Source organism: Leifsonia naganoensis, assembly GCF_013410615.1.
Lineage (GTDB): Bacteria > Actinomycetota > Actinomycetes > Actinomycetales > Microbacteriaceae > Leifsonia > Leifsonia aquatica.
The window spans coordinates 719,068-731,973 of record NZ_JACCHJ010000001.1; the positions used below are offsets into that span (position 1 = coordinate 719,068).

The following is a 12,906-nucleotide window of genomic DNA, read 5'->3' on the forward strand; positions in this document are numbered from 1 at the left end:
AGTGAGTCGACGTCCGCGGCTCAGCCGCGGCCGCCGGGACCGGCCGACGCCGACCGGGGTCCGCGCTCCTGGTCCTCGTCGATCTTGGGTGCGATGGGACCGCCGAGTCCGCGGCCCTGCCGCTTCTCGTCCGATCGGCCCGCGCCGCCGGCTCCGCCCATCATGCCCGCGCCGGCACCGCCGCGCGCGGCAGCGCCTTCGCCTGCTGCTCCCGCGGCACCCGAACCCGAACCGGATCCGAGCAGTCCGCCGGTCCCCGCGCGACCTGCGCCCGCGAGCGAGCCGGAGCGCGCCGCAGCGGTCTCCGCCGCGCCGCTCAGACCGCCGAGCTTGCCGCCGGCACCACCGGCGCCGAGCGAGCCCACCTTGGCGTTGAGGCCAGAGCCGAGCATCGATCCACCGCGCGCGGCGACGAGCTTCGCACCGCCGAGGGCGAGCGCCCCGCCCGCACCTGCGGCCAGACCCGGGGTCGAGCCGAAGCCGCCGCCGTTGCCGCCGCCGAGCCCGCCGTTGCTGCCGCCCGAACCCCACCCGGGCGTCGTCGAACCGCCCGAGATCGGGCCGTCCGGCGTGATGGAACCGTCGATGCCGGTACCGGGCGTCACGCCCGTGCCGGTGTGGCCGCCGCCGATCGTGCCGCCGGTGTGCGGGAGGCTGATGACGCCGCCCGTGTCGACCTGCGAGAGCGGCTCGACGTGTGCGCCAGGGTATCCGCCGAACGAGCCGCCGGCGGGGAGCCTGCCGCCCCCGGGAGTGCCGCCGCCCGTGCCGCCAGGCGTCGAGGAGCTAGGACCGGATGGGGCTGATTCGGGGAGGCGGGCGCCGGTAGCGGTCTGGGACCCGGTGGACAACTCGTACGCGTCCATCGCATCGCTCACCTTCTGCACCGCCGCTCGGGCGGTCGACTCGCGGTTGGCTGCCATGAAGTTGTTGACGGCAGCGACAGCACCCGGGCCCGCGACGATCGACAGCGGGCCGAGAAAGAAGGTGGCACCCGTTACCGCGGACTGCAGGATATTCGCCTGCGTGCTGTTCAGCCCAGCCGGAGCATCTTTGTCGAGTCGGTCCAGCTCGTTGTTGGCGAGGTTGCGCCGGGTTGCGTTGGCGGAGTCGACTTGCGTCTGAATGGATGCCACGCTCTGGGACAGAGCATCCGCCCTCGAAGCAACCGACCCCAGCGCGGCGGTGGCGGCTTCGCCCGCCGTCCCGTTCAACCCGACATCATCCTTCGCCGTGGTCGTTATGCGGTTGAGGGCTTCCAGCTGAGTTACGAGCTGGTCTGCGTTCGGGAGGCTCACGTCCGCTTTTGCGGACGCCAGCTTAGCCAGTCGGGTCTCCCACGGCCCCATGTTCATGCGTTTCCCCCATTCCCGCGCGGAGCTCTCCGGCGCGATAGTACGACGATCAGAACGGCGACGATAGCGAGGACCACCACGACCGCTATTCCGATTCCGATGAAGAGTCCGACCGGCGCGGCGTCAGAGCCGCCCCCACCTGATGCTCCCGATCCCGAGGCGTTCGATGGTTCGGGGCTCGAGGTCGACGCCCCGGCGATCTGCTCGGGCGTCGGCTTGCCGTAGGACTTGTCGACGAGCGGGTTCGTGTCCGGGTACGTCGTCGGATCCACCGCGAGCAGATGAGTGAGCGAGGCGGGGCCGTAGCCGTAGCCAGTGGTCGTATCGCGAATGAGCCCGTGATCGTCCGGCGTCGTGTTGTGGATCAGCGACTGGATCAGCTGGTTGCCCGTCGCCTGCGGATACTTCTGCTTCGCCGCGGCCAGCATCCCGGCGACGAGTGGTGTCGCCTCTGAGGAGCCCTGGGCACGATACGAGTCGTCCCAGCTGGCCGACTGCTCATCGCCGACGGTCGCGATCCCGACACCCGCGGCAACGACGGTCACCTCCGGGTTGATCGTCACGACTCCGTCGTAAGCCTGGATCTTCCCGTCCTGGTCGACGGCGTTGACCGCGACGACTCCGTTCGCCCGCGATGGCAGGCCGGTGATCTCGTCGTTCCTGTTCGGAACGGAGGCGAGGACGATGATGCCCTTGGAAGCGGCGTCGGCGAGGATCGCCATGTCCGGCTCCGACATGAGGTCGAATCCCACAGACGTGGTGATGATGTCACTTCCTGAGTCGATCGCCGCTTGAAGCGCGCGCCCGATGCTGCTCGCGTTCTTCGCGCTGGCGCCGCACGTGCTCGATCCATACCCTTCGAAGGTCACGGACGCGTCAGGAGCGATGCCGCGCACAGCGCCGCCCCCTGTCCCGTTGCCGATCAAAAGGGCGGTGATCGTCGTGCCGTGCACCGATCCCTCGTCTGCCTTTGCACTCGTCGGCGAACCACCGCAGTAAGCGGTCGGATCGACCTTCAGGCTCGTTCCCGAGAATACCGGCAGGTCCGGGTTGATCTGCTCGTCGATCACCGTGATCTTCACGCCCTTGCCGGTCCAGCCATCAGCGTGCGCCTGGCCGACGTTGTAGTAGTCGTACCACCAGTTGCCGTCGGTCGTGTCGGCCGTCGCGGAGACTGCGGGAACAGTCGCCAAAGCCAGGGCGAGCGCGCCCGCGAACATGCCCCGGAGGGCTCCCCTCGACTTCATCGCACCCCATCCTGCAACCGTCGCGCGCACCGCGCATCCGTGCGGTCACTGCCTTTCGGGGCCCGCAGCGTCAGCGCCGGCGGCATGCCCCGAGACCCCACCCACAAGTATCACGGATCGCGCTCGCGTCGCCAATCTCGGCGCACAAGAACACCCGTGGGCGATCCATCAGCGTGGAACTCGGCCGGAATAGGGTGCGGACACGGTGGTGAGAGCGTCGTGGTCGTCGGTATCGTCGGGGCGTATGGGGGAATACGTTGCGAAGCTCGCGGCGCTCGCGGGCGCTCCGCGATACGGGATGGCGGCCGCGTTCACGAAGGCCGGCGAGGCGCTGGGGGATGTCGCTCACGCCGCACAACGCGCTCGTTCGGGATGTCGGGTTCAGCGGAGAGGCGGGTCGTGCGGCGGAGACGCTGCTCGAGAGTCGCCGGAGGGCACTCATCACGATCGCCGACGGGGCGTCGAAGGTCCCTGCCCTGATCACCCGGGCGAACGACCAACTCGACCACGCACGCCGTGTCTCGAACGAGATCGGCGCACGGACGGCGCCGCCGATGCGCGCCGAAGCTGCGGCTGCGGCGAAGGCCGCGCTCGCGCAGTCCAACGAGCAGGATGCCAAGCGCGCGTACACGGCGGTCGTGAAGGAGCTGCGCGCCCTGGCGGCGGAGATGAAACCGCTGGTCGCGGACCTGTCGTCGGGTTCGTTCCCGGGCACGACCCAACCGGGCCAGGCGAACGCACCCGGGGGCCTGCGCGCGCTCAGCCAGCTCACGCCCGCTCAGCTGGCAGCGCTGTCGACGGCGCAGCAGATCCAGCTCGCTGCGATGCTGTCGAAAAATCCGGAGAAGGTCTGGGGGTGGTGGACCACGCTGAGCGACGCCCAGCGCGCGACGCTCCTGACGCACCTCTCCCCGTTCCTCGGCCGGCTCGACGGACTGCCGCCGGTGGTGCGCGTCGCGGCCAACCGGACGAATGCCGCGACCGACCTGGCGGCCAACGAAGCGGAACTCGCTCGGCTGCGCGCGCTTCCCGGAAACCCGGAGAACGCGAACAAGATCGCCCTGCTGGAGACCGAGAACGGCTACCTGAAGCGCGCGGTCGACGGCTCCGTGCAGTTGTATCTCTACGACCGCGACGCGTCCCGCGTGGTGGAGGTGGTCGGCGACCTCTCACAGACTCCCACCAACGTGATCTACTACAACCCCGGGACGTTCACGGGGATGCCGGACTTCTGGAAGGGCGGGGTGCAGGAGATGGCGAACGCTCTCATCCAGGGCCATCCGGGCGCCATGGTCTTCGTCAACAAAGACGGCGTCTTCCCTGGAGAGAACGACAGCACTCTCGGCGGCCCGGACTTCAGTCGCATTATGGAAGCGAACGCCATGTCCTCGACCGACGTGACCGCACGGCGTCTGGCCTCGCTGCAAGCGGGCCTCGATGCGACTCCTGCCTTCGCCGCCGCCCAACAGGATGCGATCGGTCACAGTTGGGGCCTCGCGAACGTCACCGCGTCTGAAGTCGCCGGCGCACACTATGACCAGGTGGTCTCCCTGTCTGGCGCGTGGATGCCTCCCACCTGGTCTCCCGACCCGACGACAAGCTACGTCGACTACTCCTATCCGGACATCCTGCAGGTCGGGCAGGAACTTGCGGTGGTCGGCGACAACAACGTGCCTCGGCGGTCCGACAGCGGATTCTCGTGGGATGGGTACTACCAAGCCCCGTCAGCATGGGACTTGGTCGACAATCACAATCTGATCGTGACCGACGATCAGGCCAATCGCGACCTCATAGCCGATGTGAGGAGGCAGCTCCATTGATCTCCCGTCGCATGTTGCACCTCATCGCCCCCGTCCTTCTCGTCGGAACACTGGCGGGATGTGCTCCCCAGCCCAATCCGATCAAAGGAACGCACAGCATGTCGACCGTCGACCCGTCGATGACCCTCGAGAAGGCAAAGGCCGAATCACTCGCGATGCAGGATCGACTGGTCGGATTCTTTCCCGCGGAGTCGATCGCCACTCGCCAGACCGAGCAGACTGCGCACCTGCGGCGATGCGACGCGGACGGCGTCTACCTCTGGGCCGGATTCACGAAGCTCACTTTCAACCAGCCGATCGATACGGACACTGTTATCGAAGCGATCGGCAAGGAATTCGAAACCGACGGTCGGTTCGTCGTTGTCATAAAGACGGACAAGTGGGGCGACAAGCGCGTCGACCTCTCGAGCGGCGACGGCGCCGGATACCTCATCACACCGGAAGCGAAGGACCACACCGACATCACGATGGATGCCTGGTCCCCGTGCTTCCTCCTCCCCGACGGCATGTCGCCGCTGGACACGTTCTGAGCGGGCATGAAGCGGATCACAGCTGATCGCCGGCCCCTGACGCGACGTCTTGTCATTCCCCTAGCGGCAGCCCTCCTCGTGCTCTCGACGCTCAGCGCGTGTGCACCATCTCACCCCTCGAAAGGCCTGAACACCATGCAGAGTTCCGCTGGGAGTCTCACTCCCGAGCAGGCGAAGTCCGAGTCGCTGCGTATGCAGGACGAGCTCGTGGCACTCGTCCCCGCCGCGTGGATCGCTGAGCGTCGCACCGAGCAGACCGCTCACCTGCGTCGTTGCGCGGCGGACGGCCTGTACTCGTGGTCGGGGTTCACCGGCCTGACGTTGAACGGCACGCAAGACACCGACGAACTCGTCACGGCCGTCGCATCGGCGTATGCGAACTCCTCGCTCGCGGTGACGATCGACAAGAACCCGAACGGTCTCCGTCGCGTCTCACTCACGGGCGAGGACGGTGCGAACTATCTCGTCGCGCCCGGCCCGAAAGGCCAGACCGGCGTGAGTATCTACGCCGGGTCCCCCTGCTTCCTCCTGCCCGAGGGCATGTCGGCGCTGGACACGTTCTGAGGTGCAGGCATGATGCGGATCACAGCCGTTCGTCGGACGGCGGCGGAGGCGGCGGGCGGCATCGCGGACGCCCTCCCCGCCGTGCGGGAGATGGCGACGCGGTTCCCGGGCGGAATCGCCGCCGGGGTCGACGGCACCGAGGAGTTCGACGCCGCGTTCAACGATGCGACGAGCGCACTCGCGGATACGCTGCCGACGGTCGCGTCGCTGATGAAAGGAACATCCGACGCCATCGTCGCGACCGCGGACGATCTGCTCGGAGCCGACCAGCAGAGCGCGACGGACCTGCGCGCGATCAGCAGCGCCTTCTGACGGAGGACCGGCAGAGGCCGCGTGCTCCTCAGTCGAGGAAGAGCGCGCGGAGGCGGCGCGTGGTCAGGATGAGGCCGAGGACGACCATCACGGCGAAGTAGAGGACGTGCCACAGCATCCCGACGTCGACGGCGCCGGTCGTGAGGCCGCGGACGAGTTCGACGCCGTGCCAGAGCGGGAGGCAGCGGATGACCCACTGGATCGCCTCCGGGTAGACGGTGATCGGGTAGAAGGTCGCCGACAGCAGGAACATCGGCAGCAGGACGAAGTTGATCCAGTCCATCTGCTGGAAAGTCTTCATGTAGCTGGTGACGCCCATCCCGAAGCTGGCGAAGCCGAAGGCGATGAGGAGGACGGCCGGCAGCGCGAGCAGCGCCCACCACGACAGGTTGAGGCCGAGCACCTGCATGACGAGCATGAAGCCGAGCGCGTAGAGCGCGCCACGGGCGAGGGCGAGCAGGATCTCGCCGAGCGCGACGTCGAGCGGCCCGAGGGAGGTGGAGAGCATCCCCTCGTACAGCTTGGCGAAATGCATCTTGAAGAAGACGTTCCAGGTGGAGTCGTACACGGCGCCGTTCATGGCGGCGGTCGCCAGGAGGGCCGGGGCGATGAAGGCGGCATACGAGACCGGCTGGCCCGTCGAGGTGTGCACGTCGCCGACGAGCTTGCCGAGGCCGATGCCGAGCGAGAGGAGGTAGAAGATCGGCTCGAAGAAGCCGGACACGATGACGAGCCAGTTGGTGCTGCGGGTCGCGCGCCAGCCGCGCTGCATCACCGCGGTCGCGTTGCCCGCGTACAGCGCGCGCAACGGACGCGAACGGGAGACGCTTGCTGTCATCCGGTCGTCGGTCGCGGTCACTTGTTCAGCCTCCGCCCGGTGATGCGGCGCGCCCACAGCCAGAACACGACGGCGAGGGCGGCCAGGTAGACGACGTGCACGATCGTGAGCCAGAGCGGCTCGGGCGACCCGTAGGCGAAGACGCGGGAGAGCTCGGTCGCGTGCCAGAGCGGCGAGATCCAGCCGATCCACTGGAGGTACTCGGGCATGTTGGTCAGCGGGAAGAAGGTGCCGGAGAAGAGGGTCATCGGCAGCAGCACGAAGCGCATCAGCATCGCGATCTGCCCGGTGTCCTGCTCGAGGGTCGCGACGTAGGCCATGACCGGGGCGCCGAAGGCGAGGCCGGCGAGCGTCGCCACGAAGACCGTCACCCAGCCCCACGGGCCCGGGACGGCGCCGAAGAGCAGCATGAACGCGTAGTAGACGATGCTCGTGCCGAGCAGGCGCGCGATCACCGAGATGACGATGCCGTCGATGATCTGGCCGGGGGCGATGGGCGCGGCGTTCATTCCGAAGAAGGTGGGATTCCACTTGAAGCCCAGCATCACCGGGTAGGTGAACTCCTCGCTCGCGACGGTGACTGCCGCAGTGCAGAGCAGCGCGGGCGCGACGAACGCGAGGTAGCTGACGCCGTCGATGGCGTCCGGGCCGGTGTTGGCGCTGATCAGGCTCCCGAGGCCGACGCCCATCGCGAAGAGGTACAGGAGCGGATTGCCGAAGCCGGTGACGAGCAGCGTCTGCAGGTACGACCGCATGACCCGGAAGCGGTGCTCGGCCACGTACCAGGCGCCGAACCGCCGCGGACGCACGGCCGCGGCGAGCGCCGCCCGCGCGTCCCCGGACGTGTCGAGGCCGGTCTCGGCGCTCATTCGATCAGGCTCCGGCCGGTGAGCCGCAGGAACACGTCCTCGAGGCTCGACCGGCGGACGAGGCTGGTGAGGGGGTGGAGGCCGCGCTCGGTGATCCGCGCCAGCTCGGCCTCGCCGTCGTCGCTGTAGACGAGGATGCGGTCGGGCAGCACCTCCACCCGCTCGCCCACGCCGTCGAGCTGCCCGGCGACCTCGGCGTTGCGCTCCGAGCCGAACCGCACCTCCAGCACCTCGCGGGTCGAGTACTCGCGGATCAGGGAGGCCGGCGAGCCCTCGGCCATGATGCGGCCCTTGTCCACGACGACCAGCCGGTCGCAGAGCTGCTCGGCCTCGTCCATGTAGTGCGTCGTGAGCACGAGGGTCGTGCCCTGCTCCTTCAGCCGGAAGAGGCGGTCCCAGAGGATGTGCCGCGCCTGCGGGTCGAGGCCGGTCGTCGGCTCGTCGAGCAGCAGGATGCGCGGGTCGTTGATGAGCGCCCGCGCGATCGTCAGCCTCCGCTTCATGCCGCCGGACAGATCGTCGACCTTCGCCTTCGCCTTGTCCTCCAGCTGGGCGAACTCGAGGAGCTCGTCGGCGCGGCGGCGCACGCGGGCGGAGGGCAGACCGAAGTAGCGGCCGTAGACGATGAGGTTGTCGCGCACGCGCAGCTCCGCGTCGAGGTTGTCCGCCTGCGGCACGACGCCGAGCTGCGAGCGGATCTCGGGGCCGTAGCGGTCGGGGTCGAGACCCAGGATGCTGAGGTCGCCGCCCGTCCGGGTCGAGACCGCGCCCACCATCCGCATCGTCGTCGACTTGCCCGCACCGTTGGGGCCGAGCAGCCCGAACGACTCCCCCGCCTCAACCTGGAAGCTGATGCCGTCGACCGCGGGGAAGTCCTTGTACGTCTTGACGAGGTCGGTGGCGGTGATGACGGGCGTCGGCATAGTTCAGCACTGTAGCCCCGGGTGCCGACATCTCGGCGCCCCGATGCGTCAATGCAGGTTGACGACATCTCGGGCGTCAACTATGGTTGACCGCATGGACAGTAGCACCCTCCGCACCCTCGCCGGCGACGCCGGGTCCGACGACCCGATCGTCGCCCTGCGCGCCATCTCCCGGATGCACCGCGAACTCGACCAGATCGAGGCGGTCGCCGTGCGCCGCGCGCGCAACGCCAACGCCACCTGGCAGCTCATCGCCCTGGCCCTCGGTGTCAGCAAACAGGCAGTCCACAAGAAGTACGGTCGGATGTAGACCGCCACCCGTCTGCCCTCCCCTCGTCGCAACCGAAGCACCCCGAACGGAAGACCATGACCACCGAGCAGCCCACCGCGTCCCCCCGACGCCGCTCCCCCTTCTCCCGGCGCCCCGACGACGCCGGCCCCCGCGCCCGTTTCAGCCAGCTCCTCCCCTACCTGCTCGAGCACAAGAAGGTGCTCGCCTTCGTCGTCGTGCTGAGCGTGCTCGGCGCGGCGGCCAGCCTGGCCCAGCCGCTGCTCGTCAGCCAGGTGATCGCCATCGTCGGCAAGGGCGAGGCCCTCGGCGGCATCGTGTGGGGCCTGGTCGCGCTCGTGGTGGTCTCGGGCCTGATCTCCGGCTACCAGCACTACCTCCTCCAGCGCACCGGCGAGGGCGTCGTGCTCTCCTCCCGGCGCAAGCTCGTCGGGCGGATGCTGCGCCTGCCGATCAGCGAGTTCGACACCCGCCGCACCGGCGACCTCGTCTCCCGCGTCGGCTCCGACACCACGTTGCTGCGCGCCGTCCTGACGCAGGGACTGGTGGAGGCGATCGGCGGGGCGCTCACGTTCGTCGGCGCGCTCATCGCGATGCTGATCATCGATCCGGTGCTCCTCGGGCTCACGGTGCTCGTCGTCGCGGTGTCGATCCTGGTCGTCACCCTGCTCTCCGGCCGCATCCGCGTCGCCAGCCAGAAGGCGCAGAACAAGGTCGGGGACCTGGCGGCCGCGGTCGAGCGCGCCATCAGCTCGGTGCGGACCATCCGCGCGGCCAACGCGACCGACCGGGAGATCGCCGCCGTCGACGAGAACGCCACCGGCGCCTACAGGATGGGCATCCAGGTCGCGAAGATCTCGGCGCTGGTCGTGCCCGTCGCGGGCATCGCCATGCAGGTGTCGTTCCTGGTCGTACTCGGCGTCGGCGGGTTCCGCGTCGCCAGCGGTGCGATCACGGTCGCGAACCTGGTGGCGTTCATCCTCTTCCTCTTCATGATGATCCTGCCGCTCGGCCAGGCGTTCGGCGCCATCGCCGCCGTCAACTCCGCCCTCGGCGCGCTGGGTCGCATCCAGGAGATCCTCGACCTGCCGACCGAGGACCAGCGCGACCGCGAGATCGCGCCGCTGGCCTGGACCGTCGGCGCCGCGAACGAAGGACTCGCTCCGGAGGCCCCGGCCATCGAGTTCGCCGACGTGCACTTCGCGTATCCCGAGCACGACGAACCGGCGACGGGTGACGCCGGATCGTCGCCCGCCTCCGCACCGAAGTCGGTCGAGCGTGTCGCCGTGGAGGCGTTCGGCGGCGTGGACGTCGTCGCCGAGGCGGAGGTCGCCGCGGGCGCCGGGGCCGATGGCGAGTCCGCCGCCCCGCACGGCGGAGTACTGCACGGCGTGAGCTTCACCGTGCCGCGCGGCAAGCGCACCGCGCTCGTCGGCCCGTCCGGTGCGGGCAAGTCGACCATCCTGGCGCTGATCGAGCGCTTCTACGACGTCGACGCGGGCGAGGTGCGCTTCGGCGGTCTCGACGTGCGGAGCCTGGAGCGCACGCCGCTGCGCGAGCAGATCGGCTACGTGGAGCAGGACGCCCCGGTGCTCGCCGGCTCCCTGCGCGACAACCTCACGCTGTCGGCGCCGTACGCGACCGATCAGGCCTGCATCGACGTCCTGCACGCGGTCAACCTCACTGAGGTGCTCGAGCGCAGCGAGCTCGGGCTGGCCGCCCCGGTCGGCGAGGACGGCATCATGCTCTCGGGTGGCGAGCGCCAGCGTCTGGCGATCGCCCGGGCCCTGCTCGCTGCTCCGCCCGTGCTGCTGCTCGACGAGTCGACCTCCAGCCTCGACGGCCGCAACGAGCAGCTCATGCGGGAGGCCATCGACGCCGTCGCGGAGGACCGCACGCTGCTCGTGATCGCGCACCGGCTCTCCACGGTCGTCGACTCCGACCAGATCGTGGTGCTCGACCACGGCCGGGTCGTCGGCGTCGGCACGCACTCCGAGCTGGTCGCCAGCACGCCGCTCTACCGCGACCTCGCCAAGCACCAGCTCCTGGTCTGACCTGACTCACGCCGCGGCCCGCAGCCGCCGAGCACAGGAAAGGGGTCCGTTTCGACGATGGAAACGGACCCTTTTCCTGTGCTCGGCGGCTTGCGGGGGCGCGGGCGCCGCGGGGGCTAGGCGCGCAGGTGGTAGCGCAGGGAGGCGAGCTCAGCGTGCAGCGCGGCCGGGACGCGGCTGCCGAAGCGGTCGAAGAACTCCTCGGTCAGGTCGCACTCGGCCAGCCAGCTGTCGCGGTCGACCTCGAACAGAGCCTCGACATCCTTCGCCGGCAGGTCGAGTCCGTCGAGGTCGAGCTCGTCGATGAGCGGGAGGCGGCCGATGGGCGCCTCCACGGCCCCGGCGCTGCCCTCGACACGGCGCGCGATCCACTCGATCACGCGGGCGTTCTCGCTGAACCCGGGCCAGAGGAAGCCGCCGTCGTCGCCCTTGCGGAACCAGTTGACCTGGAACACGGCCGGCGCGTCGGCGCCGAGCTTCTCACCGATCTCGAGCCAGTGACCCCAGTAGTCGGCCATGTTGTAGCCGCAGAACGGGAGCATCGCGAACGGGTCGCGGCGCAGCTCGCCGACCGTGCCCTCCGCGGCGGCGGTCTGCTCGGACGAGATCGTCGCGCCGATGAAGACACCGTGCGTCCAGTCGCGGGCCTGCGCCACCAGCGGCACGTTGGTCGCGCGGCGGCCGCCGAAGAGGATGGCGTCGATCGGCACGCCGTCGAAGGCGTCCCAGTCGTCCGCGATCGCAGGGCACTGGGCGGCGGAGACCGTGAAGCGCGAGTTCGGGTGCGCCGCGGGGCGTCCGGACTCGGGCGTCCACTCGTTGCCCTCCCAGTCGATCAGGTGCGCGGGCGGCTCCTCGGTCAGGCCCTCCCACCACACGTCGCCGTCGTCGCGGAGCGCCACGTTCGTGAAGATCGTGTTGCCCCACAGCGTCTCGACCGCTGTCGCGTTGGTGAGCTCGCCGGTGCCGGGCGCGACGCCGAAGAAGCCCGCTTCGGGGTTGATGGCGCGGAGGCGGCCGTCGGGACCCTGACGCAGCCAGGCGATGTCGTCGCCGACGGTCTCGACCGTCCAGCCCGGGATGCTCGGCTTGAGCATGGCGAGGTTCGTCTTGCCGCACGCGGACGGGAAGGCCGCGGCGAAGTGGAACGCGCGCCCCTCGGGAGAGGTGACCTTGACGATGAGCATGTGCTCGGCGAGCCAGCCCTCGTCGCGCGCCATGACCGAGGCGATCCGCAGCGCGAAGCACTTCTTAGCCAGGATGGCGTTGCCGCCGTAACCGGAACCGTACGACCAGACCTCGCGCGTCTCGGGGAACTGCACGATGTACTTGGTCTCGTTGCAGGGCCAGGCGACGTCGTCGTGGCGGTGGCCGGTCTCGTCGACGAGCGGTGCGCCGACGCTGTGCACGGTCGGCACCCACGGCTGGCCGGCCGCGATGAGGTCGAGGACGGTGTTCGTGACGCGGGTCATCATCCCCATGCTCACCGCGACGTAGGCCGAGTCGGTGAGCTGGATGCCGACCTGCGAGATCGGGCCGCCGACCGGACCCATCGAGAACGGGACGACGTACATCGTGCGGCCGCGCATGCTGCCGGCGAAGACCTCGCGCAGCTCCGCGCGCATCCCCGCGGGCTCGCGCCAGTTGTTCGTCGGCCCAGCATCGGCCTCGTCGACGGAGCAGATGAACGTGCGGTCCTCGACCCGGGCGACGTCACCGGGGTCGGTGCGCGCGAGGAAGCTGTTCGGGCGCCATTCCGGGTTGAGCCGGATCAGCTTGCCCTCGGCGACGAGCTGCTTGGTGAGGCGGTCGGCCTCGCCCAGCGAGCCGTCGCACCACACGATGTCGTCGGGCTGCGTGAGCGCCGCGATGTCGGCCACCCAGGCGTGCAGGGCGGTGAGGCCGGCGGCGGCATACGTGGCGTCCTCGCGGAGGTCGTCGCGGTCCGCGTCGGTGCGGCCGGTCTCGGTCAGCGGAAGCTCGGCGATGGTCATTCCCGTCGTCCTCTCGGTCGGAAAGAAGTGCTGTAGATCCAGCTTCAGCGACCTTCTGCGGTTCGGACGAGCCTAAAAGGTGGAAAGAATCGCGATTCTTTCGCTATCGTG

12 protein-coding genes are annotated in these 12,906 nt (G+C 69.3%); 6 read left to right on the top strand and 6 right to left on the bottom strand.

Going from position 1 to position 12,906, the window contains the following annotated elements; all coding sequences use genetic code 11:
* Nucleotides 1–20: 20 nt before the first annotated feature.
* Together HNR14_RS03490 and HNR14_RS03495 are read right to left on the bottom strand one after the other, a co-directional pair.
* The gene (locus HNR14_RS03490) at nt 21–1,136 is read right to left on the bottom strand and encodes a hypothetical protein (protein WP_179699906.1); all 1,116 of its coding nucleotides are present in this window, start codon (nt 1,134–1,136) and stop codon (nt 21–23) included.
* 215 nt (nt 1,137–1,351) lie between these two features.
* A complete protein-coding gene (locus HNR14_RS03495) occupies nt 1,352–2,602 on the bottom strand; it encodes a S8 family peptidase (protein ID WP_179699907.1) in 1,251 nt (416 codons plus the stop codon).
* Between the two features lie 338 nt (nt 2,603–2,940).
* Here HNR14_RS03495 and HNR14_RS03500 point away from each other — a divergent pair, with 338 nt between their 5' ends.
* The 4 genes from HNR14_RS03500 (at nt 2,941) to HNR14_RS03515 (ending at nt 5,828) form a co-directional block, all read left to right on the top strand.
* Complete coding sequence (locus tag HNR14_RS03500) at nt 2,941–4,422, top strand: hypothetical protein (protein ID WP_179699908.1); 1,482 nt, start codon at nt 2,941–2,943, stop codon at nt 4,420–4,422.
* A gap of 98 nt (nt 4,423–4,520) precedes the next feature.
* Entirely contained in the window at nt 4,521–4,952 is a 432-nt protein-coding gene (locus tag HNR14_RS03505) for a hypothetical protein (RefSeq protein WP_179699909.1), read from the top strand.
* 135 nt (nt 4,953–5,087) lie between these two features.
* Nucleotides 5,088–5,516: a hypothetical protein gene (locus HNR14_RS03510; RefSeq protein ID WP_179699910.1), complete on the top strand. Its 429-nt coding sequence runs from the start codon at nt 5,088–5,090 to the stop codon at nt 5,514–5,516.
* Between the two features lie 9 nt (nt 5,517–5,525).
* A complete protein-coding gene (locus HNR14_RS03515; RefSeq protein WP_179699911.1) occupies nt 5,526–5,828 on the top strand; it encodes a hypothetical protein in 303 nt (100 codons plus the stop codon).
* A gap of 28 nt (nt 5,829–5,856) precedes the next feature.
* Here HNR14_RS03515 and HNR14_RS03520 read toward each other — a convergent pair whose 3' ends face one another.
* The 3 genes from HNR14_RS03520 to HNR14_RS03530 are packed head-to-tail and all read right to left on the bottom strand — an operon-like array spanning nt 5,857 to nt 8,458.
* On the bottom strand, nt 5,857–6,666 hold the full coding sequence (locus HNR14_RS03520; protein ID WP_039923114.1) for an ABC transporter permease: 810 nt from the start codon (nt 6,664–6,666) through the stop codon (nt 5,857–5,859).
* Nucleotides 6,667–6,683: 17 nt separating this feature from the next.
* Nucleotides 6,684–7,535, bottom strand: coding sequence for an ABC transporter permease (locus HNR14_RS03525; RefSeq protein WP_179699912.1), 852 nt, complete (start codon nt 7,533–7,535; stop codon nt 6,684–6,686).
* A complete protein-coding gene (locus HNR14_RS03530; protein ID WP_179699913.1) occupies nt 7,532–8,458 on the bottom strand; it encodes an ABC transporter ATP-binding protein in 927 nt (308 codons plus the stop codon). Before HNR14_RS03530 ends, HNR14_RS03525 begins: the two co-directional genes overlap by 4 nt.
* 94 nt (nt 8,459–8,552) lie before the next feature.
* Here HNR14_RS03530 and HNR14_RS03535 point away from each other — a divergent pair, with 94 nt between their 5' ends.
* Nucleotides 8,553–8,768, top strand: coding sequence for a hypothetical protein (locus tag HNR14_RS03535; protein ID WP_039923107.1), 216 nt, complete (start codon nt 8,553–8,555; stop codon nt 8,766–8,768).
* Nucleotides 8,769–8,824: 56 nt separating this feature from the next.
* On the top strand, nt 8,825–10,801 hold the full coding sequence (locus tag HNR14_RS03540) for an ABC transporter ATP-binding protein (RefSeq protein ID WP_179699914.1): 1,977 nt from the start codon (nt 8,825–8,827) through the stop codon (nt 10,799–10,801).
* A 116-nt stretch (nt 10,802–10,917) separates the two neighbouring features.
* Here HNR14_RS03540 and HNR14_RS03545 read toward each other — a convergent pair whose 3' ends face one another.
* Nucleotides 10,918–12,795: a phosphoenolpyruvate carboxykinase (GTP) gene (locus tag HNR14_RS03545; RefSeq protein WP_179699915.1), complete on the bottom strand. Its 1,878-nt coding sequence runs from the start codon at nt 12,793–12,795 to the stop codon at nt 10,918–10,920.
* Nucleotides 12,796–12,906 lie beyond the last annotated feature (111 nt).

Bases quoted from the DNA above. Each gene is read 5' to 3' on its own strand.
- HNR14_RS03495 (WP_179699907.1), bottom strand. From the start codon at position 2,602: ATGAAGTCGAGGGGAGCCCTCCGGGGCATGTTCGCGGGCGCGCTCGCC.
- HNR14_RS03500 (WP_179699908.1), top strand. From the start codon at position 2,941: ATGTCGCTCACGCCGCACAACGCGCTCGTTCGGGATGTCGGGTTCAGC.
- HNR14_RS03505 (WP_179699909.1), top strand. From the start codon at position 4,521: ATGTCGACCGTCGACCCGTCGATGACCCTCGAGAAGGCAAAGGCCGAA.
- HNR14_RS03510 (WP_179699910.1), top strand. From the start codon at position 5,088: ATGCAGAGTTCCGCTGGGAGTCTCACTCCCGAGCAGGCGAAGTCCGAG.
- HNR14_RS03515 (WP_179699911.1), top strand. From the start codon at position 5,526: ATGATGCGGATCACAGCCGTTCGTCGGACGGCGGCGGAGGCGGCGGGC.
- HNR14_RS03520 (WP_039923114.1), bottom strand. From the start codon at position 6,666: ATGACAGCAAGCGTCTCCCGTTCGCGTCCGTTGCGCGCGCTGTACGCG.
- HNR14_RS03525 (WP_179699912.1), bottom strand. From the start codon at position 7,535: ATGAGCGCCGAGACCGGCCTCGACACGTCCGGGGACGCGCGGGCGGCG.
- HNR14_RS03530 (WP_179699913.1), bottom strand. From the start codon at position 8,458: ATGCCGACGCCCGTCATCACCGCCACCGACCTCGTCAAGACGTACAAG.
- HNR14_RS03535 (WP_039923107.1), top strand. From the start codon at position 8,553: ATGGACAGTAGCACCCTCCGCACCCTCGCCGGCGACGCCGGGTCCGAC.
- HNR14_RS03540 (WP_179699914.1), top strand. From the start codon at position 8,825: ATGACCACCGAGCAGCCCACCGCGTCCCCCCGACGCCGCTCCCCCTTC.
- HNR14_RS03545 (WP_179699915.1), bottom strand. From the start codon at position 12,795: ATGACCATCGCCGAGCTTCCGCTGACCGAGACCGGCCGCACCGACGCG.